At 52.4% G+C, this 19,293-nt stretch carries 29 protein-coding genes; 27 read left to right on the top strand and 2 right to left on the bottom strand.

Annotated features, from left to right (window positions below):
• The first annotated feature begins 55 nt into the window (after positions 1 to 55).
• The 14 genes from ACTHUG_RS05800 to ACTHUG_RS05735 all read left to right on the top strand — a co-directional run bounded on the left by ACTHUG_RS05800 (position 56) and on the right by ACTHUG_RS05735 (position 4,688).
• The gene (locus tag ACTHUG_RS05800) at positions 56 to 235 is read left to right on the top strand and encodes a hypothetical protein (protein ID WP_222570255.1); all 180 of its coding nucleotides are present in this window, start codon (positions 56 to 58) and stop codon (positions 233 to 235) included.
• 150 nt (positions 236 to 385) lie between these two features.
• Positions 386 to 784 (top strand): gp16 family protein, encoded by a 399-nt coding sequence (locus ACTHUG_RS05795; RefSeq protein WP_440364621.1) that lies wholly within the window; start codon positions 386 to 388, stop codon positions 782 to 784.
• Between the two features lie 2 nt (positions 785 to 786).
• Positions 787 to 1,266 (top strand): Mor transcription activator family protein, encoded by a 480-nt coding sequence (locus ACTHUG_RS05790; RefSeq protein WP_049350550.1) that lies wholly within the window; start codon positions 787 to 789, stop codon positions 1,264 to 1,266.
• A gap of 159 nt (positions 1,267 to 1,425) precedes the next feature.
• Positions 1,426 to 1,971 carry an N-acetylmuramoyl-L-alanine amidase gene (locus tag ACTHUG_RS05785; protein ID WP_440364620.1) on the top strand — a complete coding sequence of 182 codons (546 nt, stop codon included), beginning with the start codon at positions 1,426 to 1,428 and terminating at the stop codon, positions 1,969 to 1,971.
• Positions 1,968 to 2,141 (top strand): hypothetical protein, encoded by a 174-nt coding sequence (locus ACTHUG_RS05780; RefSeq protein WP_188209081.1) that lies wholly within the window; start codon positions 1,968 to 1,970, stop codon positions 2,139 to 2,141. Before ACTHUG_RS05785 ends, ACTHUG_RS05780 begins: the two co-directional genes overlap by 4 nt.
• 2 nt (positions 2,142 to 2,143) lie before the next feature.
• Positions 2,144 to 2,278: a hypothetical protein gene (locus ACTHUG_RS05775; RefSeq protein WP_440364619.1), complete on the top strand. Its 135-nt coding sequence runs from the start codon at positions 2,144 to 2,146 to the stop codon at positions 2,276 to 2,278.
• A gap of 2 nt (positions 2,279 to 2,280) precedes the next feature.
• Positions 2,281 to 2,514, top strand: coding sequence for a hypothetical protein (locus tag ACTHUG_RS05770; protein WP_440385702.1), 234 nt, complete (start codon positions 2,281 to 2,283; stop codon positions 2,512 to 2,514).
• A complete protein-coding gene (locus tag ACTHUG_RS05765) occupies positions 2,489 to 2,905 on the top strand; it encodes a hypothetical protein (protein ID WP_440385703.1) in 417 nt (138 codons plus the stop codon). The genes ACTHUG_RS05770 and ACTHUG_RS05765 overlap by 26 nt, the downstream gene beginning before the upstream one ends.
• Entirely contained in the window at positions 2,802 to 3,119 is a 318-nt protein-coding gene (locus ACTHUG_RS05760) for a hypothetical protein (RefSeq protein WP_440385704.1), read from the top strand. The genes ACTHUG_RS05765 and ACTHUG_RS05760 overlap by 104 nt, the downstream gene beginning before the upstream one ends.
• Entirely contained in the window at positions 3,116 to 3,457 is a 342-nt protein-coding gene (locus tag ACTHUG_RS05755; RefSeq protein WP_440385705.1) for a hypothetical protein, read from the top strand. Before ACTHUG_RS05760 ends, ACTHUG_RS05755 begins: the two co-directional genes overlap by 4 nt.
• A gap of 11 nt (positions 3,458 to 3,468) precedes the next feature.
• Positions 3,469 to 3,735, top strand: coding sequence for a hypothetical protein (locus ACTHUG_RS05750; RefSeq protein ID WP_002253472.1), 267 nt, complete (start codon positions 3,469 to 3,471; stop codon positions 3,733 to 3,735).
• Positions 3,732 to 3,929 carry a hypothetical protein gene (locus ACTHUG_RS05745; RefSeq protein WP_070630689.1) on the top strand — a complete coding sequence of 66 codons (198 nt, stop codon included), beginning with the start codon at positions 3,732 to 3,734 and terminating at the stop codon, positions 3,927 to 3,929. The genes ACTHUG_RS05750 and ACTHUG_RS05745 overlap by 4 nt, the downstream gene beginning before the upstream one ends.
• A gap of 2 nt (positions 3,930 to 3,931) precedes the next feature.
• The gene (locus ACTHUG_RS05740) at positions 3,932 to 4,438 is read left to right on the top strand and encodes a DUF1804 family protein (RefSeq protein ID WP_004520456.1); all 507 of its coding nucleotides are present in this window, start codon (positions 3,932 to 3,934) and stop codon (positions 4,436 to 4,438) included.
• Positions 4,431 to 4,688, top strand: coding sequence for a hypothetical protein (locus ACTHUG_RS05735; protein ID WP_440385706.1), 258 nt, complete (start codon positions 4,431 to 4,433; stop codon positions 4,686 to 4,688). Before ACTHUG_RS05740 ends, ACTHUG_RS05735 begins: the two co-directional genes overlap by 8 nt.
• Positions 4,689 to 4,722: 34 nt before the next feature.
• Here ACTHUG_RS05735 and ACTHUG_RS05730 read toward each other — a convergent pair whose 3' ends face one another.
• The gene (locus ACTHUG_RS05730) at positions 4,723 to 4,914 is read right to left on the bottom strand and encodes a hypothetical protein (RefSeq protein WP_440385707.1); all 192 of its coding nucleotides are present in this window, start codon (positions 4,912 to 4,914) and stop codon (positions 4,723 to 4,725) included.
• The gene (locus ACTHUG_RS05725; protein WP_440385708.1) at positions 4,911 to 5,426 is read right to left on the bottom strand and encodes a hypothetical protein; all 516 of its coding nucleotides are present in this window, start codon (positions 5,424 to 5,426) and stop codon (positions 4,911 to 4,913) included. Before ACTHUG_RS05725 ends, ACTHUG_RS05730 begins: the two co-directional genes overlap by 4 nt.
• Before the next feature lie 14 nt (positions 5,427 to 5,440).
• Here ACTHUG_RS05725 and terL point away from each other — a divergent pair, with 14 nt between their 5' ends.
• The 13 genes from terL to ACTHUG_RS05660 all read left to right on the top strand — a co-directional run bounded on the left by terL (position 5,441) and on the right by ACTHUG_RS05660 (position 19,222).
• Positions 5,441 to 7,051: a phage terminase large subunit gene (terL, locus tag ACTHUG_RS05720; protein WP_440385709.1), complete on the top strand. Its 1,611-nt coding sequence runs from the start codon at positions 5,441 to 5,443 to the stop codon at positions 7,049 to 7,051.
• 2 nt (positions 7,052 to 7,053) lie between these two features.
• Complete coding sequence (locus tag ACTHUG_RS05715; protein WP_440385710.1) at positions 7,054 to 7,251, top strand: hypothetical protein; 198 nt, start codon at positions 7,054 to 7,056, stop codon at positions 7,249 to 7,251.
• 50 nt (positions 7,252 to 7,301) lie between these two features.
• Positions 7,302 to 8,747, top strand: coding sequence for a phage portal protein family protein (locus ACTHUG_RS05710; protein ID WP_440385711.1), 1,446 nt, complete (start codon positions 7,302 to 7,304; stop codon positions 8,745 to 8,747).
• On the top strand, positions 8,734 to 10,029 hold the full coding sequence (locus ACTHUG_RS05705; RefSeq protein ID WP_440385712.1) for a phage minor head protein: 1,296 nt from the start codon (positions 8,734 to 8,736) through the stop codon (positions 10,027 to 10,029). Before ACTHUG_RS05710 ends, ACTHUG_RS05705 begins: the two co-directional genes overlap by 14 nt.
• Before the next feature lie 3 nt (positions 10,030 to 10,032).
• The gene (locus ACTHUG_RS05700) at positions 10,033 to 10,332 is read left to right on the top strand and encodes a glycine cleavage system H protein (protein WP_440385713.1); all 300 of its coding nucleotides are present in this window, start codon (positions 10,033 to 10,035) and stop codon (positions 10,330 to 10,332) included.
• 279 nt (positions 10,333 to 10,611) lie between these two features.
• Positions 10,612 to 11,562, top strand: coding sequence for a hypothetical protein (locus ACTHUG_RS05695; protein WP_440385714.1), 951 nt, complete (start codon positions 10,612 to 10,614; stop codon positions 11,560 to 11,562).
• Positions 11,555 to 11,917: an oxaloacetate decarboxylase alpha chain gene (locus ACTHUG_RS05690; RefSeq protein ID WP_440385715.1), complete on the top strand. Its 363-nt coding sequence runs from the start codon at positions 11,555 to 11,557 to the stop codon at positions 11,915 to 11,917. The genes ACTHUG_RS05695 and ACTHUG_RS05690 overlap by 8 nt, the downstream gene beginning before the upstream one ends.
• A 15-nt stretch (positions 11,918 to 11,932) precedes the next feature.
• Complete coding sequence (locus ACTHUG_RS05685; protein ID WP_440385716.1) at positions 11,933 to 12,922, top strand: major capsid protein; 990 nt, start codon at positions 11,933 to 11,935, stop codon at positions 12,920 to 12,922.
• A gap of 58 nt (positions 12,923 to 12,980) precedes the next feature.
• Positions 12,981 to 13,391 carry a phage protein Gp36 family protein gene (locus tag ACTHUG_RS05680; protein ID WP_440385717.1) on the top strand — a complete coding sequence of 137 codons (411 nt, stop codon included), beginning with the start codon at positions 12,981 to 12,983 and terminating at the stop codon, positions 13,389 to 13,391.
• 3 nt (positions 13,392 to 13,394) lie between these two features.
• Positions 13,395 to 13,826 (top strand): phage virion morphogenesis protein, encoded by a 432-nt coding sequence (locus ACTHUG_RS05675; RefSeq protein WP_440385718.1) that lies wholly within the window; start codon positions 13,395 to 13,397, stop codon positions 13,824 to 13,826.
• Between the two features lies 1 nt (position 13,827).
• Entirely contained in the window at positions 13,828 to 14,292 is a 465-nt protein-coding gene (locus ACTHUG_RS05670) for a phage tail terminator protein (protein ID WP_285070029.1), read from the top strand.
• Between the two features lie 12 nt (positions 14,293 to 14,304).
• On the top strand, positions 14,305 to 15,063 hold the full coding sequence (locus tag ACTHUG_RS05665; RefSeq protein WP_440385719.1) for a hypothetical protein: 759 nt from the start codon (positions 14,305 to 14,307) through the stop codon (positions 15,061 to 15,063).
• A 109-nt stretch (positions 15,064 to 15,172) separates the two neighbouring features.
• Positions 15,173 to 19,222 (top strand): phage tail tape measure protein, encoded by a 4,050-nt coding sequence (locus ACTHUG_RS05660; RefSeq protein WP_440385720.1) that lies wholly within the window; start codon positions 15,173 to 15,175, stop codon positions 19,220 to 19,222.
• Positions 19,223 to 19,293 lie beyond the last annotated feature (71 nt).

The raw sequence follows: 19,293 nt of genomic DNA, 5'->3' as shown, positions 1-19,293 counted from the left end.
AGTCATATTGCGTATAATCAAACAACATTTTGACTATATCATATGAGGATAAATCATGAAGAAACTATTAATTGCCTGCGTAACTTTGGCTTTGGTGTCTGTGCCTTTAACTGTACAAGCTAAGGGCCGTCAGCCTTGTTCGGGTAAAAAAGGCGGTGTGTCGCATTGTGCGGGAGATAAGTTTGTATGCCAAGACGGCAGTATTAGTAAATCAAAACGTATTTGCGGCCGTTAATTAAGGTTTTGAAATTTTGGCTGTCTGAATTATTCAGACGGCCTTTTTTGTGCCTATCAGTTTCACAAAAAACATCGACTTAATACTATATATTGTATTTTATTGGTATAATATGCGCTAATTTATACTATATGTTGTATTGGAGAGATAATGCGCCGTGCGTTGATTGCGAAAATTAAGATTGCTCAAAAGGAGCTGGGTTTGGATGATGCGACGTATCGCGCAGTGTTGGAGCGTGTAACGGGCAAGCGGTCGTGTACCGAGTGCAGTATCCCCGAGCTGGAACGCGTAGTAGAGGATTTGCGCCAACATGGGTTTGCGCCGAAGAAAACGGCAGGTCGACGGCCGAACCGCCGAAGCTCCGCTGACCCGATGATGCGCAAAATCGAAGCCCTGCTGCTGGATAACGGCTGGACTTGGAATTATGCGCACGGTACGGCGAAAAAGATGTTTAAGGTTGACCGCGTGGAATGGTTGTCAGACGGCAATATGCACAAGTTGGTGGCGGCGTTGCAGATTGCGGCGAACCGTAAGAAAAAGGAGGCATAGGAATGAGCGTAAGTTGGGAGATGACGGAGCAGGATTTTGAGGATGTGAAACATCTTCTGCCGCAGAGCGTGGTGGCGATGATTACGGTCATCGGGCTGGAGGCGACATTTCACATGGTCAAGGTATGGGGCGGAACGAATTATCCGATATCCAACCGCCGCCGCAATACGCGCCAAAGCCGAATCTTACACGCGCAACTGGTCGAGGACATCGGCGAAGATGCTGCGGGACGATTAGAGCGAGCATATGCCGGTCAGCCTTTCTTGGCGATTCCGCGTTGCTGGGATGCAATGCGCGAACTTCGCAACCGATTTATCCGCCGCCAGTATGATGCGATGAGCGCGGAAGGTTTGAGCGATTTGGTTATTGTGCGCGAGCTGGTGTTGGCTCATCGGCTTTCTACGCGAAATATCCGTTACATTTTGAAAGAGGCCGACCGCGAGGCGGCGGCAAGAGCGCAGACGGATTTATTTGCAGCTTGATTGTGTTGTGTGTTTCTTGTGAGTGGACCTTTGCCCTGCTTTATGCGGGGCTTTTTTTGTTTGCGGGATAGTAAGTGCATTTGTGCCGACCGTCTTATGCCGTCTGAAAAGGTTAAATAAGGTTTTGAAAATAAATCGTGATTTAACTTGGAGATGCTAATGGGCAAAACTGTAACTTTAACCGCAGGCCACAGCAACACCGACCCGGGCGCGGTCAACGGAAGCGACCGTGAGGCGGACTTGGCGCAGGATATGCGCAATATTGTGGCTTCAATCTTGCGTAACGATTACGGCCTGACCGTACGCACCGACGGCGAAGGCAAAGGCAATATGCCGCTGCGTGAAGCGGTTAAGCTGATTCGCGGCTCGGATGTGGCGATTGAGTTCCATACCAACGCGGCGGCCGCGAAAACGGCCACTGGCATTGAGGCTTTGAGTACGCCGAAAAACAAACGCTGGTGTCAGGTGTTGAGCAAGGCTGTTGCGAAGGCGACCGGCTGGAAACTGCGCGGCGAAGACGGCTTTAAACCCGACAATGCGGGCCAGCATTCGCGCCTGGCTTATGCGCAGGCCGGTGGCATTGTGTTTGAGCCGTTTTTTATCAGTAACGACACTGATTTGGCTTTGTTTAAGGCTACTAAATGGGGCATCTGCCGCGTGATTGCAGACGCGATTGCGGTGGAATTGGGAGCGGCGAAGGTATGAAAAAGTCTTTGATTGCTTTGGCTCTGTCTGTGTTGAAACCGCCGATGCCTGAATTTGAGATTAAGCCTGCCAGTATTGGCTATTTGAAACAACATCCGTCTATGCGCATGGGTAAGTCGGGCGTGGCGGCTGCCAAACGCGCGGCGCGTAAACGCAAGAATCGTCGTTAATCATGGGACAGGTTGAGTTTTACGAAAAGATGATTGAGCAATGGTCGCGCAAACCTGCGTTTGAATTTGCGGAGGGCGAACTGGCCAATTATCGGGAAATGCTGAAACGGCACCTGCAAACCAAAAGTGTGGAATAGCAATGCGTATTTTGGATATTTTTAAAAACCCTGCGACAGGCAATGTGTCGCACTCGAAGCTGTGGGCAAATGTTGCCTGCGCGGCTGGGACGTTTAAATTTGTGATGTTGCCCGATCCGTCGGCGGAGATTTGGGCGGTGTATTTGGGAATTGTCGGCGGCTATGCGGTGGCGCGTTCGTTTGTCAGCGTCAAACGTCAGGAGGTTGAGAATGACGCTCAAACTGTTGACGAATAAATGGGTGTTGAGTGGCTTGGCTGCCATCTTAGTGCTGATTTTGGTGGCATCGTACAAGCAAGGGTACAAGACGGCATACCAAGAACAGCAGGCAGTCATCGATAAGATGGAAAAAGACAAGTCGGAAGCATTGCGTCTGTCGGCGCAAAACTACGCACGCGAGCTGGAACAAGCCCGCGAAGAAGCAAAACAATCTGAAGCCAAGGCGCATGCCGTCGGTGTGGAATTGGCACAAAAGCAGGCGGAAGTCAGCCGTCTGAAAACGGAAAACAAAAAGGAAATCGAAAATGCGCTTACTCAAGACCGCCAAAAAGCAGGCGGCGGTTGTATTGACGGCCTTGGCTCTCACAGCCTGCGCCTCTACGCCCGCGCCCTCGGCTACGGAAATTAAGATTGTCGAAAAGGCGGTCATGCCGACACCGCCCGCTGCGTTGATGGTTGCGCCGGTGCGCCCGAATCCGCCGAAAGACGGTAAAACGGCCACGCTGCTCGAACACGCCGCCGAGTTTGGCGGCTATGTTTCGGAACTGGAAAACCAAAATCAGGCTTGGCGCAACTGGGTCAACAGTCAAGCGGCAGTTGACGGTTCGGAGGGCGCGCGATGACGACTTATCGTGAGTTGGTACAACGTACGGTCGCCTGCCGCCATGCGGATTTAGAGCTGGGATTGAGCCGCGCACGCGAGCAAGAGCCGTTTGTCATTCATGTTTCCGACCTGTTGGATAAGGCCGGTATTGAGTACGCGGTACGCATGGATAAGGATTTTCAGACGACCTTTAATCTCGAATATCCAAATACAAGCTACGACACTTTTAAACGTGCAGTTTGGCAGACGATTTCAGCGTATTACTGCGTTTGTAACGATGGGGATGGACTCGAAATTACCAGCAATCGTCCTAACGGCTACTCCGTCCGTATCGTATTCGGCGATGTGCTGGTTTAAAGGGGTTTTAAATGGACTTTGAATTTGGTTTTAAAACTCTTTGGCCAATTGCGACGGCGGCGTTTTGGTTTTGGGTCAACGGCATTTCAGGCCGTTTGAAAGAGGCGGACAAGCGTATCGATGACCTTAAAGAAGAGCTGCACGCGGTCAAGCTCTCTTATCACACCAAGCAAGATGCCAAGGCAGACCGCGACAATATCGCAGCTTCTTTGGGACGCATCGAAAACAAGTTGGAAAAAGTAAACGAAAAACTGGACAGGAAAGCGGACAAATCATGAAAGACCCGATTTTGGAAGCCTTGGCGCGTATTGAAAACAAGACTGATCAAACTCTGAAAAATCAGAAGGAAATGCAGGCGGAAATTGCACAAATTCGCCAAGACACGAAACGCACGGCCATTACATTCGGCGCACTGGGCGGCGGCGTGATTACGGTCGGCTGGGAATTGCTTAAAGCGAAAATGGGATTGTAATTATGGCTCACCCGCAAGAAATCCGTGAAAAGTTACGCCGGCTCTATGTGAGCGGCGAGCAAACTTTGGAAACGGCGGCCTTGATGTGCGAAATCCCGCAGGCCACTGCGCGTGCGTGGAAACGTGCGGATAAGGAAAAAGGTGACGACTGGGATAAGATGCGCGCCGCCTACACTTTGGCCGGCGGCGGTATTGAGGACTTGAGCCGTGCGATGTTGGCCGGTTTTATGGTGCAGTACAACAGCACGATGACGATGCTGCAGGATTCGAGTACCGAAGATTTGCCGCCATCGGACCGTGCGAAGCTGTTGGCCAGCCTGGCTGATGCGTTTACGAAAACCGTATCAGCCAATGCCCGTGTGATGCCGGAAACGTCAAAACTGGCGACGGCTTTGGAATTGATTGAGTTCTTGATGGCGTTTGTGCAAGAAAAACACCCCAAACATTTGCCTGCCTTTGTGGAGGTATTGGAGCCGTTTGGGGCAGAAGTGGAGAAGAAGTTTGGATAAGTTGAAAGTCGAATACACACATAAGGGCTGGTTTTTATTCTGCCCGATTTGGATTGCCGATTGGGAAAGTGAAACTCCTGCAGTCGCACCGCGCTATAAGCTGGAGCCGTTGTTTTGGCTGGCCGACCAGTTTTTTTACTTTATGTCCGCCATGCATGAAATGAAAACGGGAGAGCCACTTCCTTTTTGTTTCAAGGTTTATCCCAAACCGCTAAAAAAACCTATCGTTCACTATTACAAGGCCGTCTGAAAAAAGGTCGGCTTATCAAACCCGACCCTTTGGATTAAACCGGCAATGCTGTAAACGTGCCGTCTTCTCGTCTGTGTGCCATGCCAAGAGCAACCTGAAGATTTAAGTGTTCGGTCAATTCAGGCAATGTAATGCTGAAGCCTTGCTCTTCCAATAGATCTTTTATTTCTGATGGTGTGTATCGGCCATTTTCGAGGATTTTTGCAAGTGAGTAATCGATATTCATATTGTATTTCCTTGTAAACTTTGCAGCAGATTGATAATTTGAGGAGATGTAACAGCGTCGATGGCTTTCTCGGTAAATTTTGCCAATGCGACATCTCCCATTTTGCTTAAGATAACCTTTAGCTTGCTTTTTTCTTCCGGAGGGATATCTGCTTGGTCAATTTTTGTATTGAGCAAAGCTTGAATAGTGTCACTGTGTAGTTTGACTGTGACAACCCCAAGAATAGCAGAAAGGCCGCCATCATCCATAAGGAAGTCTATGCCTTTGGCCGTGATTTTAACAGTAGCGGTTATGAGAGTCTCATTGTCGAAGACAACCAAGCCATGTTCGGCTAAATATTGCAGATTTGCGGATTGTTTTAATACAAACGAAGCATCTTCTTCTGCTTCTATAACACCACTAGTTTGGGCGATAGCGGCATTTATATAGTAGTCATAAGTAATACTGTCTGGATAAACCTTATAAAGCTCTGACAAAAATTCGTGTTGCAGGTTTCTGTCTAACCAATCCATTTTGAGCGCTCCATATGAAAAATAAAGAATTCCTCAAATCCCTTGCCGAACTGGCCGCCAGCCTGCGCCAAGTCATCGAAGCGGAAGTGGACGGCTTCGATGCGTCGTCCAAGGCTATTGCTGCACGCCGTGCCAAGGTGTTTGACCCGGTAGGCGGTTACGAATATTTCGTAAATACCTACTTCCCCCATTATATCCGCTCGCCTGAGAAATCCGAACTGCATGCGTTTTTATTCAGCCGTCTGCCGGAGATTATCCGCTCCCCTAAAGGGGAAAATGAGGCGGTGGGTGCGCCGCGCGGCGAGGGTAAATCGACGCAGGTTACTCAGTTGTTTACGCTGTGGTGTATCGTGACCGGCCAAAAACATTATGCGGTCATCGTCATGGACAGTATCGACCAGGCATATCCAATGCTGGAGGCCATTAAGGCAGAACTTGAGTTTAACCCGCGCCTGAAAACCGACTTCCCGGAAGTCTGCGGGCAAGGCCGTGTATGGCAGGCCGGTACGATTGTGACGGCCAATGACGTTAAAGTCCAAGTGGCTGGTAGCGGTAAAAAGCTGCGCGGTTTGCGTCACGGCCCTTACCGTCCTGACTTAACTGTTTTGGACGATATTGAGAATGACGAGCAAGTCCGCAACCCGGAACAGCGCGACAAGCTCAATGCGTGGCTGACTAAAACGGTATTGCCTCTGGGCGGGGTCGGCCAGAAATACGATGTGATCTATATCGGCACGATTTTGCATTACGACAGCGTACTGAATCGTACTTTGAATAACCCGTTTTGGCACGGTATTAAGTTTAAGGCGATGAAACGCTGGCCCGACCGCATGGATTTGTGGGACCGCTGGGAGGAACTTTTCCGAAACGACGGCGAGACGGTGGCCGAGGCGTTTTATCAGGCAAACAAAGACGAGATGGAGCGCGGCGCGCAAACAAGCTGGGCGGCTCGCGGCGTATTGGCATTGATGAAAATCCGTGCGCGTGACGGCCATGCGACATTTGACAGCGAGTATCAAAACGACCCAGTCAGCGGCGAAGATGCGCCGTTTGCCGAAAACATCAAATACTGGTCGGAGTTGCCGGACGATTTGGTGTACTACGGCGCTCTAGACCCATCATTGGGTAAAGCGGGTGCGGGGCGCGATCCGTCGGCAATTTTGGTCGGCGGTTATCAGAAATCAACAGGCCGTTTGTTTGTAACTGTTGCCCAAGTCAAAAAACGCCTGCCCGATTTGATTATTGAGGACGTGATCCGCATCCAAAAAGAGGCGCGGGTCAAGCCGGTGTTGTGGGTGGTGGAGACGGTGCAATTCCAAGAGTTTCTCAAGGATGAGCTGATTAAGCGCGGGGCGCGTTCGGGTGTGCATATTCCGGTGCGCGGTATCAAGCCGTCTTCGGACAAGATGTTGAGGATTGAGACCTTACAGCCGCATATGGCAAACGGGCTTATTCTGCTCAACCCCGACCAAAAGACCTTAATCAGCCAGTTGCGCCATTTCCCGAAAGCCGACCATGACGATGGCCCCGATGCGTTGCATATGCTGTGGATGGCGGCAACGACGGGCAATGTATCAAACAGAGCGCGGGCGATTGATTTGCCTGTGCCGATGTTGGAGATTTAACAATGTGTGATGGAAAACGTATAACCGCTCGTGAAAAAGAGCTGACAGAGGATGTTGAGTACCTCGAGCGTGGTTTGGATAAAGCGATTGCACATCTGCAAGAGGTTGTCTCCTGCTATAAGGCTGGGCGGCTATTAAATCTACATTTTATTGTCGCTGAAATTGAAGGTTTTTTGACGGCTCGCGGCGAAGAGTATTGATTTTAAGGTCGTCTGAAAACGGTTTCAGACGACCTTTGGAGTAAGAAAATATGTTCGGATTGATTAAAAGCGCAACACGGAAAACCGCCATCAAGACATTGACGAGCGCGACGGAAGATGCGTTGGAAAGCCTGTTTTCAAATATGGAAGGCACGGACTCTCTACTATCTCGCCTCGGCGTGGACAGACAGCAGGCGTTGGACGCGGTATCGGGCGACGATGAGGTCGCCGCCTGTTTGGAGGATTTGCATTCCGCCATGCAGAACAAGGCGTGGCGCATTTATGGCGAGGACTTGAGCGACGAAGACAAAGACCGTCTATGGAAAACGCTGAAACGCCATCTGCCCGCACTTGCCGAAATCGTGTTGACGGCGCGTTTGGGCGGCTATGGTGTCGGTCGGTACGTTTATCAGCCCGAACCCGACGGCTTTTTGACGATTAAGCATATCAGCAACAAAAGCGGCGAATTGGCGAAATACGTTCCCTACCGCGACGGCTCGCTGGTGTATCGCGGCAGCGGTGGCGAGGAAGCCTGCAATACGGACGTGCTGTATCTCTTTATTACCCACCGCGCCACTTCAACCAATCCTGCGGGCGAAATGGCGGCGGCGCGGCTGTATGCGCCGGTTGCGTTGCGTAAAAAAGGCTTTGTCTATGCGGCGCAATTTATTACGCGCTACGCCCAGCCTTATCTGATTGCCAAAATCCAAGCCAACAGCAACGACGACCACGACAGCTTCATGAGCCGATTTTACCGCTTTGTTTCCGGCGGCGCGTTGAGTATCGAACGCGAAGACGATGTAATGATGCTGCAAAACAGCGCGGATGGTCAGGCATTCCGCCGTCTGGAAAACCTCGCCAATGCGCGCATCCAAAAAACGCTGTTGGGCAAGGTCAAAACCAGCGACCTTGAGACCGCCAGCCGCGCGAGCCAAGAGACCGAAGAAAACAACCGCGACGAGCGTATTGGCGCGTATCTCGCTCTGCTCTCCCGCGCTGCACAGCACTTTATCGACGCGCTCGTGATGGTCAACAACGCCTACGGCAAGCCGATTAATGCGCCCAAAGGCGTATGGTTTGAGTTTGAAGAAGAAATCAAGGTCGATAAAACCCGCGCCGAACGCGACAAGATGTATATGGATACGGGGCAGCTCGTTTTGACCGAAACCTACTACCGCGACATCTTGGGCTTTGAGCCGGAGCATTTCGAGCTGCGCGACCCTAAAACGTCGTCTGAAAACCCTGCGCCTGCCAAATTCAGCCTGCGACTGTCTGACGGCCTTGCCCGTAATGCGCCTGATACGGCGGAGCAGGCAATCGCCCGACCGAAGATGGAGGCGGTGTTGGGTTTACTGGAAAGCTGCAAAGACTACGCCGAATTTGAGGCGAAGCTGTCCAAACTTGATTTGAGCCAGGGAGACAATCTCTTAATTCAGCGTTTGGTTTCAGACGGCCTTTCGGCTTGGGCTGACGGAGCGGACGATGGACGGGATTGAATACAACTTCTCAGGGCTGGTCGATAAAGCCGCTTTCGAGCATTTCAAATCCAAGAAAATCCTTGCGGGTTTCAGTCATTACGACGTTTGGCTATATCAACACAGCCTTGCCTTTACCGCCGCCAAGATGATGGACGCGGATATGCTTGCCGAAGTCAAAGACGCCATTGAATCCGCGCAACAAAACGGCACGGCGTTTGCCGATTTTAAAAAGCGTTTAAAACCATATTTGATGGCGAAAGGCTGGTGGGGCGAGCAAGTGATGACCGACCCGCTGGACGGCGAGCCGAAATTGGTACAGCTCGGCAGTACACGTCGTCTGAAAACCATCTTCAACACCAATATGCAAACCGCCTTTGCGGCGGGGCAATGGCAGCGGATTCAGGCAAATAAAAAAGCCTTGCCGTATTTGCGCTACAACCATTCCGCCGCCGGGCATCCGCGCGACAGCCATAAACGCTACTACGGCTTAGTCCTGCCGGTTGACCACGACATTTGGAAAGTCATCTTTCCGCCCAACGGCTACGGCTGTAAATGCTCGGTGTCCGCCCTGACCCGTCGGCAGGCGGAGCGCGAGGGCATCAGCGGCGAGCCTGATGTGGATATGGTCGAGTTTACCAATCCGCGCACAGGCAAAACGGTATTGATTCCCGACGACATCACGCCGAGCTTTGCGCACAACCACGGCGACCGACTGGGCGCAATGGACGCGCTGTTTGGCGAGAAAAACGGCGAAGAGGCACTGGCCGCCATGATTGCCGAGCGTGAGGCGTGGCTGGACAAGCGGTATAGCGTGCCGTCTGATAAAGTGGCGGTGTTGGCTTTGTCAGACAAGGTGTCGGAAAAAGAAGTGCGTAGGCTGACAAAAGAGCAGTCTGCCAACAATACCAAAGACCACGAAGCGAGAGCTGCGGCAGCGTGGCAGGCTGAAACGGGCGACAGGCTGGAAGTGTTCGATTTGGCGGTAGAAAAAGGCAAAGGACAAGCCGATTATCTGATTGTTTCAGAAGACCTGCCTCGTGAGCAATGGGTAAAACTGGATTTTATGTTTACCGAAAATCCCGAACGTGCGGAATTGATGAACCGTTATTTTGCGCACACCGCCGACGCATGGAAAGGGAAGGTTGACAATATTCAAGAGCATTTCAACAAAGCCGATATTGTCCCGCTTGATTTGCGCCATCTGAATGCGGTAAACCGGCATAAATTGTTGCAGTATGTGTTATCATTGCCAAAAGAACAGCGGGATAAAGTCCGCTTATTGGTAAAAATATCGGAGTAAGTCATGCCGTCTGAACTGTATGTCAGCCGCGAAGTAAAAGTATTTTTAGGCGGGAAAACCGCCCCGTCCGAATTATTGGACTATCTGTACCCGCGTCTTGCCGAAATCGACAAGGAGGCCGCCGAGCAAATGCAGGGCGAGTTTTCGGGCTGCGTTTTTTCGATTGCGGATTTATCCGCGGAGGCATTCGCCCGTGTATGCGGATGGATACTTGAGGCTGCTGAAAAGTCCGAGTGGATTAAGCCTTACAAGTCCGATTTAAAAGCCGCGCTTGAAGCCGATCCAAGATTCAAGTCTATATAACCCAAAGGCCGTCTGAAACCGATTCAGACGGCCTTTTTTATAACCGCTCAAATTTCGCGTTTTAGCGCGTTTAAATGCTTTGGGTAAGCAAAGATATATCCAGCATTTTAAAATCAATCCTAGAGGCTTCTAAAAAGCCCCTGAATCGAATTTTAAATAGATGAACCGCGCAAGGCCGTCTGAAACCTGATATTCGGGTTTTAGGCGGCTTTTGCATTTGGATTGGGAAGTGAAATCCTGCCGTCCGTCTTTTTGAACTTGGCAAGGCAAAATGGAGCAATGGATACGAACAACACCCCCCTCAATATCAAATTGTCCGCCGCGCTGCCGGTTGCCTTGGCGACCCGTGCGGATGATGTGCGCACCTTTAAGGGTGTCGCCAATTCGGGCAAGCCGTTCGGCTACGGCGGTTATCAAACCGTCGTCGATTTGGCTCAGTTGTCGCACAAAGCGTCCGTCCCCGTCCTGCTGGAGCATTCGCCGCTAAAAATGGCGGGCGTGTGCAGCCTGTCGGTAACGGCGGACGGCCTGATTGCGGAAGGCAGTCTGTTGTCCAACGAGTTTGGCACGCAGATTGCCGAAGCCGCCGACCAAGGTTTCCCTTGGGAGATGTCGGTTTACGCGCAAGCGGAATCCTACGAGGAGCTGGCGGCGGGCGCAGTATTGTCCGTCAACGGCAACGAGGTAACCGGGCCGGCCGTCATCCTGCGCCGTTGTGCGATACGCGAGGTGTCGTTTACCGCCGTCGGCGTGGACAGCGAGACGGAGGCGGTGGTGTTGTCGGACGGCAGTCCATTGCCGGATATTTTTAAACAACCTTTGGAGTTATCTATGACACCCGAAGAAAAGCAAGCGTTTGACAACCTGAAAGCGGAAGTCGATACGCTCAAGGCTGAAAAAGCCGAAACCGAGAAAAAGCTGAAAGAAGCCGAAGCGGCTGCCAAGAAAAACCAAGTCAAGGCGAAATTGTCCGCCGCCGGCTTTAAGGAAGGCGAAGACGGCAAGTTTGAAGGCTTGTCCGACGCAACCATGACCGTGCTTTTGTCTGCTGACATTGAAGCGGCAGAAGCCATGATTGCCGATTTGAAGCCGAAAGCCGCTCAATCTGCCGTACCACCCGCGCTGTTGAGCGAAGGCGCAGGCAAAGGCGCATCCGAAAACACCGGCGAGGCGGAGGGCAAGTTCTCCGTCGCCAGCCACAAAGGCTTATTGGGAGGCTCTTATGTCTAAAGCCAAAACCGAAATCCTCGGCCCTGCTATTTCCGATTTTTTGAAATATGAAGCGACGCCGTTAACGCGTGTGGCGATTGATGCTCCGCAAGGCACAAAAGCCGGTACATTTGTTAGTTGGACTTTCCGTAACGGGGGCAAGCTGCTGGCATTGACAGATGAAGCCGACGGTAAAGTCATCGTACAGCCGCACAATTGCATCATCAATCTGAATCAATGCTTAGACGCTGAAATTCGTGCAGGTGCATCGAAATTATCAAGCAATGTGATTGAGCAGCTGAATAAAGACGGCGATCCATACGGCATCGTTTATTTTGTAAACCGTACTGTCAATTCGAGTAGCGACAGCCTGTAACCATAAGGAAAAAATATGCCTTTATCTGATAACAGCAAATTCGGCGTGCAGGCTTTGACCACCGCCATCAACAAAATCGACCCGGGCGCAAGCCAAATCCGTGAACTGGGTATTTTCGAACCCGAATATCTGACCACCACCTACGCCGACATTGAGTTCCAAGACGGCAAAGTCCACTTGGTAGCCAGCAAAGAGCGCGGTACGGCCGGACAGGCGGTCGAAAGTCCGAAACGCACCGTGCGTACCGTCAAAATCCCACACCTTCCGATTCATGACGTCATCCGTGCCGATGACGTACAAAACCTGCGTGCTTTCGGCACGACCCAAGCCGCGACCGTCATGGACAAGGTCAACGAAAAGCTGGCCGGCGGCAAATCCGACCTTGAATACACCCGTGAGCACCTGATGCTCGGCGCGTTGCAAGGCAAGATTTTGGATGCGGACGGCAGCGTGATTTTGGACATCAATACCGATTTCAAAGTGCAGCGCAAAACACAAGACATCGAATTGTCGAAAGACACGACCAAAGTCGGCGCGGTATTGGACAAGCTCTTGTCCGAACAACGCCAAAAATTCAACGGTGCGCAAGTGCGCGGCTGGGTTGTCTATTGCGGCATGGAGTTTTTGAGTGCGCTCAAAGAGCATAAGTCTATCTTCGAAGTGTACAAACGCTTTGACGAAGCACGCGCCTACCGCGAAGGCGATACGCTCAATCCGACCGAGTTTGTCCACAAAGGCATCCGCTTTATCGAGTATGCCAACCATTTCGGCAGCGACGCCGACATCGGTGCGGACAAAGCCATTCTGCTGCCGGTTGGCCGCAATCTCTACAAAGAGTATTTCGCGCCTGCCGACATGAACGCCACCGTCAACACCCGCGCCCTGCCGTATTACGCCAGCCGCGAGAAATTGCAGCACGACAAAGGCTGGAGCCTGCATATGCAGTCCAATCCATTGCCGATTGCGCTGCGCCCCGAGTTGTTGGCAACGCTGACCATGTCTTAAACGGATTTCAGACGGCCTTTAAGGCAGTTTTAAAGGTCGTCTGAAAACGGAGGACGGCATGATTACCATCCAAGACATGATTACCCGCTTCAGTGAGCAGGAAATGGCGGAACGGTCGAATCATGAAAACTACGAAACCATAGACGAAGCAGTGATGGCGGCGGCAATCGCCGACGCGGAAGAAGAAGCGGCAAGCTACCTTCGGGCGGCGAAACTGTTTTTTACCAACGACACTGCGCCGCAGGTTTTGAAAATCAAAGTCTGCGACATCGCCCGCTACTACCTCTACGACGACGCGGTAACGGGTATTGTCGAAGAGCGTTATCAGTCGGCAATCGCCTGGCTGAAGATGGTCGTCAAAAATCCGAATATGCTGGACGAAAACCGCGTATCGGATGACCGCAGACCGTCAACGTGTGCCGTTTATGTGAATGCCGAACCCGATTTGCGGGAATGGCTGAAGGAGTAGGCAATGCGGATTACGGTATCGCACGACTTGTCGCGTATCGCCCAAAGCCTGAACCGCCTGTCGGGCAGGTTGAACGGCAGCCTTGAAGAGCCTTTGCGCGCTATCGGCGGCATCCTCGAATCTTCGACCCGCCGCCGTATCGCCGAAACCAAAACCGCGCCTGACGGCAAACGCTGGCAGGATGTCAGCCCTGCTACGGCAGAAGCCAAAAACGGACGCGGCGGGATTTTGGTGGATTACGGCAACCTCTTGGCAAGCATTACGCACGAGGCATCGGCAAAAAGCGTGATTACCGGCTCAATCATGGGCTACTCGGTTTATGTGCAGGAAGGCACGAAAACCATGCCTGCCCGCCCGTTTTTGGGCTTATCGTCGCAAGATTATCAGGACATTGACGATTTAATGTCCGATTGGCTGGAAGGATTGATTGTCTGATATGGCTTTAAAACAGCATGAAAACTTATTGGCGGTCTATCCCGAAATCCTAGGTCGTCTGAAAACCGTCAAAGGCATTAAGGCGGTCAAGGAAATCGGCGAACTTGCCGAGCTGCTCGCCCAAGGCGCGGCGAAGCGCAAAGCTGCCCCGCTGGACGGCGCGGTCTATGTCGTTTACGGCGGCTCGACCTTTGCCGACGAAGCGAAAAACGGCAAATTCCTCAAATCGACGCTGCACTTTACCTTTGTTCTCGCGCGAAGCTATACCGCCAACGGCAAATCCACGCTGTACGAGGTCGGCGAGACCCTGACGGCAATCCAACGGGCGTTTTCTGGCTGGGACGCTGGCGACGAATATGCCGTTACCCCTTTCCGCCGCATCGCCTCGCCATCCATCGAATACAACGACGGCTTTGCTTTTTACCCTATTTCATTCGCCTGCGACACCGTGCAGGCGGCAAACTAAAGGAGCTGCCACATGGCAAAACAAAACGACCACGGCTTAATCTTTGAGGGCGACGTCAAGGTACGCAACCTCAATCAAAAAGGCTCAGGCTTTATCGAAATCGGCAATACCACCGCCCTGACCACGCAGACCAGCGTGGAAACCAAAGAGCGCGTGTCCAAGCAAAAAGGCACTTACGGCAGCGCACTCGACAGCCTGAAAACCGTCAAGCCTACCGAAATCGGCTTGAAGCTCGACACTTTCGATAAAGACAACCTCGCGCTTGCCCTGATGGGTGAAGCCGCCGTCATCGCGGCTACGGCGCAGACCGTTACAGGCGAGACCGTAACCATCGGCAAAAAAGGCATGGCGTACAAACTGGCAAACGGCAACATCGATCCGGCTACCGTCAAAGTCAAAAACAAGTCAAACGTCAATGTTGATGCCAAGCATTTGGACATTAATGCCACCTTGGGCATGATTACCATCCTGACGGCCGCCGATACTGTCAATGATGGCGAAAACGTCACCGTCGAATACAAAACCCGAGATTCCGGCGGCTACAAAGTCTCTGCCGCTACCTTGTCCCGCTTGGACTTGGAAATCTACGTTGACGGCCGCAACCGCGTTACCGGCGAGACCGGCATTCTGCATATCCCCCATGCCGTACTGGCGGCGGACGGCAGTATCGACTGGTTCGGCGACGACTTCAACGAAGCCGAATTTAAAGGCACGGCAGTGTTGGCTTCGGGCGAGACTTCGACCTATTCCTTTACGTCGTACAACAACTAAAGATTCGGTAATAAACAAAGGCCGTCTGAAATTGGCTTCTGCGTGTAGGCGCAGCGGCGGCAGGTTTCAGACGGCCTTTTTTAAACGGGTTTTAAAACAGGATTAAATAATGGCGAATATTCAGGCAGGTTTAGAGATTAAGGCGGGCGTGTCCGGCGTTGAAAACATCGACGCGCTGGCGCAGTCCATCGAGGCGGCGGGCATCGATACGGGCAAGCTGACCACCGAAGCGAAAGAGCTGGGCGCAACGCTGGCCAAAGCACAAGCGCAACAGGCGGCAATTGCAGAATATAAGGCGTTGTCGGCGGAATTGGACAATACCGCTAAAGAAATGCGTGCACTGGACGAGCTGACCGCGACGTTGGAGAAATCCATGCGCGGTGGCGGTACGCAGCAACAGCAGGCCGATTTGGCGAAACTTCGCGCCGAATCCGAACGCCTGGCAAAAAGTGAAACCGAGCTAACGGGCAAGCTGTATGCCGCCCGCGATGCGATGTCGGTGTCTGGGGTGTCCGTCAAAAACCTTGCCGCCGAAGAGGCGCGCCTGTCGTCCGAATCCGCCGCCGCAACGGCGCAGCTCGACCGCCTGACCGCCGAAGCACAAACCCTAAAGGCGATCGCCGATGCCAAAATCCAGCTCGGCATCGATACCGACGACAAGGCGCGGCAGGAAATCCAAAAGACCAAAGACGCCTACGAATTGCTTAAAAACAGCGGCACACTCTCGCATGAAGAATTAGCCCGGGCGGCGCAGTTGCAGGAAGGCAAGGTGCGCGAACTTGAAGCCAGCCTGAAAGGCGTGAAGCCGTCTATTGCCGAGGTTGCTTCGGAGATTCAGGGCTTGGTTGGTGGTGCGGGCGGCTTGGCGTTTGCCACCCGCGAGGCGATGAAGTTTGAAACCGCTATGGCGGGTGTGAAAAAAGTCGCTGACGGTACGGACGAGCAGTACGTCCAACTTTCAGACGAGCTGAAGAAAATGGGCGCGGAATTAGGCATTTCCGCCGCTGAAATGGCCGAGCTTGCCGCAGCGGGCGGACAACTCGGCATTCCGATTGAGAAATTGTCGGAATTTACCGCTATTGCGTCCAAGATGTCGGTTGCCTTCGGCATGACCGCTGAAGAGGCAGGCAATGCCGCCGCGACGATTGCCAACGTGTTCCAACTTCCGATTGGAGAGGTGGAAAAACTCGGCGATGCCATCAACGTTTTGGGCAACAATACCGCCGCACGAGAAAAAGACATTGTTGCGGCGATGGCACGTATCGGCGGTACTGCCAAGCAGTTCGGTTTGGCTGCCGACGAGGCCGCCGCGCTTGCCGACGCATTTATCGCATTGGGCAAACCGCCCGAAGTGGCGGCGACCGCCATCAACGCCATGCTGCAAAAACTGCAAACTGCGCAAAGCCAGGGCAAAGGATTTCAGGCGGCCTTGGAAGGCATCGGTACGTCTGCCGACGAGATGGCAGCCAATATCGCCGCCAATCCGCAGCAGGCTTTAACGGACTTCTTGCACAAACTCGAAGGCTTGGACAAACAAAGCCGCGCCCTGATACTCTCGGAACTCTTTGGCACGGAATACAGCGACGACATTGCGCTTCTGGTCGGCTCACTCGGCGAATATGAAAAGGCTTTGGGCTTGGTAAACGATCAAGCTCAAATACAAGGCGCGATGCAGAAGGAGGCGGCAGCTGCATTAAATACTACCGAAGGGCAAATCAATAAGGCCAAGGCGGCAGTTTCCAATATGGCGGGAGAACTGGGTAATGCCTTATTGCCTATTTTAAAAATAACGGCATCCACAGTTGAAACGGTTGCAACGGCAATTAGCGATTTCACAAAAGATTTTCCGGTATTGTCAAAGCTGGCAATTTACTTTGCGGCCGCCCGTGTTGCAATGGAGGCGTATTCTGCAGTTGTGCGTCTTGGTGGTGCGACTGCGCTGAAAAGTTTGGTGTCTCAAAAAGCTGCTGTCGATGCGTTGACTGTTTCATATGGCAAAGCCGGTTTGGCGGCTAAAGAATATGGAATAAGTGCGGCGGCAGGTGCAGCGCAAACACGCGGCGTGAGTGGTTTGGCATCAGGACTGTCTGCGGTCGCCTCCCGATGGGGACTGATTGGGACGTTGGCGGTAACCGCCGGTGAAGCCCTCGGATCATTCATTCAGGACCTATACGAACACATCCCGGGCCTACGCGGTATTTTTGACGAGATAGCACGCCCGATCGCCATGATAGAGAGTCTGGTAACAACGGGAAGTTTGGATAAATATCACGAATTTTTCAAAACTGACGCTGAAATCAAGCGCGAGCTTGCAGAATCAAACAAAAAGGCTACTGAAGCTGCCGAAAAAGCCGCTGTCGCCAAGAAAAAAGCTGCCGAAGAAGAGGCAGCCGCCGTCAAAGCCCTGCAAGCCGAATATCGTGCGTCTGCAACAGAGTTGTCAGCGTTGGAGCACAGTATGGCCGCCTTGCGTGCAGACGGTCGAGAAGCCAGCGACTTTTACAGTGAACTGGCAATCAAGCTGGAAAACGTGCGTACCAAAACCGCCGAACTGAAAGCCGAACTTGATAAGAAAAACGTCAAAATCAGCGCAGATACGGGCGAGCTCGCCGCAGCACAAAAAGCCCTTGAGGCTTTGGGTTTGACGGCGGAAGAAGTAACCACCGGCATGAGCAAAAAGGCGGCGGAAGGTATTGCCAATTTTTCGCGTGTTGCCTCTCAGTTTGGTAATGATGCCGAGCAGATGGGCCGGGTGTTTCAGGCTGCGCTCAAGCAGATGGACAGCAAAGAATCAACTGATGCTCTTTTGGCTGAATTGGAAAAGGTAGGCAAACAATCCGGGCTGACGGCCGAAGAAATCAAGAAAATCGGAGATACGGCAAGGGAGTCGACGGACAAGGTTGCCGATGCCTTCGCCAAAATCGGCGTGGACAGTAAAGCCGTGATGACGGGCATCAGCAGTGATGCGCGGCAGGCATTCGCCGATTTTCAGACGGCCTCGACAGAAGCGGCGGCGGCCGGTCAAAAAGATGCCAAGCTGATACAGGCAGCCTTTGAGGCCATGATGGGCAAACTTAAAAGCAAGGAGGAATTTGCCGAGTTTCAACACCAGCTCAAAGCCAGCGGCGACGCGGCACTGTTGACGCAGGAGCAGCTTGCCCGGTTGGGCGATGCGGCTTCGGGCGGTGCGGAAAAGGCCAAAGCCGCCTATCAAGGGCTGAACGATACTGCCGCTAAAGCAGGCGAAGCCGCGAAAGCCGCGCATGACAAAGGCTCGCAAGCGGCGGAAAACCATGCCCAATCGGTCAGAAAAGTGGCGACAGCCAACAAAGAGGCGGCAGTGGAGGCAGACAATGCAGCAAAAGCGGCGGCAAATGCGTCTAAATCGTTTAGTGATTATGGCTACCGTCTGACGCAAACGGCTGGATTTTATAAGCTCAATAATGAGCAGCTGGATTTAATGAACCGACAGTTTTCCGGGATTAAGTTGGGCATGGAGGCCACATTCCGCACTGCTCAGATGAAAGAGTACACGCAACAGATTTACAACGCGAATACCGCGATGCAAAGGCTGACCAATGCTTCTGCTCAAGGCGCAGTGACACAGGATATCTTGAACGATGCGGCCAGCGCGGCATCTCGTGCTGCCGATAAATTGGGGAATACTGAGCTGACAAAATTCCGCAATGCGATATCCGATGCCCAACGCCGGCTGAATGCCCTGCGTCAAGAAGCACATGATGCAACCCGCGCGCTTGAGGCCGAGCTTGCCGAGCTTAATGGTAATACGGAAGCGGTTTATTCTTTGCAGCAAGAAAGAAAAATCCGTGAGCTGCAACAAAAACTCGACAATGCCAACCGCCTCAAACAAACCGACGTTGCGCGCGAATATCAGCGTCAAATCGATTTGCAGCAACAGATTTACAACAGGCAGCGCAGCAAGCGCGCCGAATCTGCCGCGCAAGAGCAAGTCCGCAACCAAGGTTCGTATGGTAACAGTAATGCCGCCCAGCGGTTGCAACAAATCGGCAATACGCAGGTTAATATCGACCCGGAAAAGCTTAACCAAATTTTGGCGCAGCGCGACCAAGCGGTTGCCGAGAAAGCTGTTAACGGTTTTATGAATAGTTTACAAGCTTCATTAAAGCGCACGACCTAATTCAGACGGCCTGCAAACATCTGACTGCAACCATGCCAAGCCCCGATTTTCGGGGCTTTTGTTTTAATAGG

Source organism: Neisseria sp. P0022.S009, assembly GCF_051956675.1.
GTDB lineage: Bacteria > Pseudomonadota > Gammaproteobacteria > Burkholderiales > Neisseriaceae > Neisseria.
Note: the sequence above shows the minus strand (reverse complement) of the source record. Positions and strands in the feature narration are given on the sequence as shown.

Coding starts and splice junctions, on each gene's coding strand:
- ACTHUG_RS05800 (WP_222570255.1), top strand. CDS start 56: ATGAAGAAACTATTAATTGCCTGCGTAACTTTGGCTTTGGTGTCTGTG.
- ACTHUG_RS05795 (WP_440364621.1), top strand. CDS start 386: ATGCGCCGTGCGTTGATTGCGAAAATTAAGATTGCTCAAAAGGAGCTG.
- ACTHUG_RS05790 (WP_049350550.1), top strand. CDS start 787: ATGAGCGTAAGTTGGGAGATGACGGAGCAGGATTTTGAGGATGTGAAA.
- ACTHUG_RS05785 (WP_440364620.1), top strand. CDS start 1,426: ATGGGCAAAACTGTAACTTTAACCGCAGGCCACAGCAACACCGACCCG.
- ACTHUG_RS05780 (WP_188209081.1), top strand. CDS start 1,968: ATGAAAAAGTCTTTGATTGCTTTGGCTCTGTCTGTGTTGAAACCGCCG.
- ACTHUG_RS05775 (WP_440364619.1), top strand. CDS start 2,144: ATGGGACAGGTTGAGTTTTACGAAAAGATGATTGAGCAATGGTCGCGC.
- ACTHUG_RS05770 (WP_440385702.1), top strand. CDS start 2,281: ATGCGTATTTTGGATATTTTTAAAAACCCTGCGACAGGCAATGTGTCG.
- ACTHUG_RS05765 (WP_440385703.1), top strand. CDS start 2,489: ATGACGCTCAAACTGTTGACGAATAAATGGGTGTTGAGTGGCTTGGCT.
- ACTHUG_RS05760 (WP_440385704.1), top strand. CDS start 2,802: ATGCGCTTACTCAAGACCGCCAAAAAGCAGGCGGCGGTTGTATTGACG.
- ACTHUG_RS05755 (WP_440385705.1), top strand. CDS start 3,116: ATGACGACTTATCGTGAGTTGGTACAACGTACGGTCGCCTGCCGCCAT.
- ACTHUG_RS05750 (WP_002253472.1), top strand. CDS start 3,469: ATGGACTTTGAATTTGGTTTTAAAACTCTTTGGCCAATTGCGACGGCG.
- ACTHUG_RS05745 (WP_070630689.1), top strand. CDS start 3,732: ATGAAAGACCCGATTTTGGAAGCCTTGGCGCGTATTGAAAACAAGACT.
- ACTHUG_RS05740 (WP_004520456.1), top strand. CDS start 3,932: ATGGCTCACCCGCAAGAAATCCGTGAAAAGTTACGCCGGCTCTATGTG.
- ACTHUG_RS05730 (WP_440385707.1), bottom strand. CDS start 4,914: ATGAATATCGATTACTCACTTGCAAAAATCCTCGAAAATGGCCGATAC.
- ACTHUG_RS05725 (WP_440385708.1), bottom strand. CDS start 5,426: ATGGATTGGTTAGACAGAAACCTGCAACACGAATTTTTGTCAGAGCTT.
- terL (WP_440385709.1), top strand. CDS start 5,441: ATGAAAAATAAAGAATTCCTCAAATCCCTTGCCGAACTGGCCGCCAGC.
- ACTHUG_RS05715 (WP_440385710.1), top strand. CDS start 7,054: ATGTGTGATGGAAAACGTATAACCGCTCGTGAAAAAGAGCTGACAGAG.
- ACTHUG_RS05710 (WP_440385711.1), top strand. CDS start 7,302: ATGTTCGGATTGATTAAAAGCGCAACACGGAAAACCGCCATCAAGACA.
- ACTHUG_RS05705 (WP_440385712.1), top strand. CDS start 8,734: ATGGACGGGATTGAATACAACTTCTCAGGGCTGGTCGATAAAGCCGCT.
- ACTHUG_RS05700 (WP_440385713.1), top strand. CDS start 10,033: ATGCCGTCTGAACTGTATGTCAGCCGCGAAGTAAAAGTATTTTTAGGC.
- ACTHUG_RS05695 (WP_440385714.1), top strand. CDS start 10,612: ATGGATACGAACAACACCCCCCTCAATATCAAATTGTCCGCCGCGCTG.
- ACTHUG_RS05690 (WP_440385715.1), top strand. CDS start 11,555: ATGTCTAAAGCCAAAACCGAAATCCTCGGCCCTGCTATTTCCGATTTT.
- ACTHUG_RS05685 (WP_440385716.1), top strand. CDS start 11,933: ATGCCTTTATCTGATAACAGCAAATTCGGCGTGCAGGCTTTGACCACC.
- ACTHUG_RS05680 (WP_440385717.1), top strand. CDS start 12,981: ATGATTACCATCCAAGACATGATTACCCGCTTCAGTGAGCAGGAAATG.
- ACTHUG_RS05675 (WP_440385718.1), top strand. CDS start 13,395: ATGCGGATTACGGTATCGCACGACTTGTCGCGTATCGCCCAAAGCCTG.
- ACTHUG_RS05670 (WP_285070029.1), top strand. CDS start 13,828: ATGGCTTTAAAACAGCATGAAAACTTATTGGCGGTCTATCCCGAAATC.
- ACTHUG_RS05665 (WP_440385719.1), top strand. CDS start 14,305: ATGGCAAAACAAAACGACCACGGCTTAATCTTTGAGGGCGACGTCAAG.
- ACTHUG_RS05660 (WP_440385720.1), top strand. CDS start 15,173: ATGGCGAATATTCAGGCAGGTTTAGAGATTAAGGCGGGCGTGTCCGGC.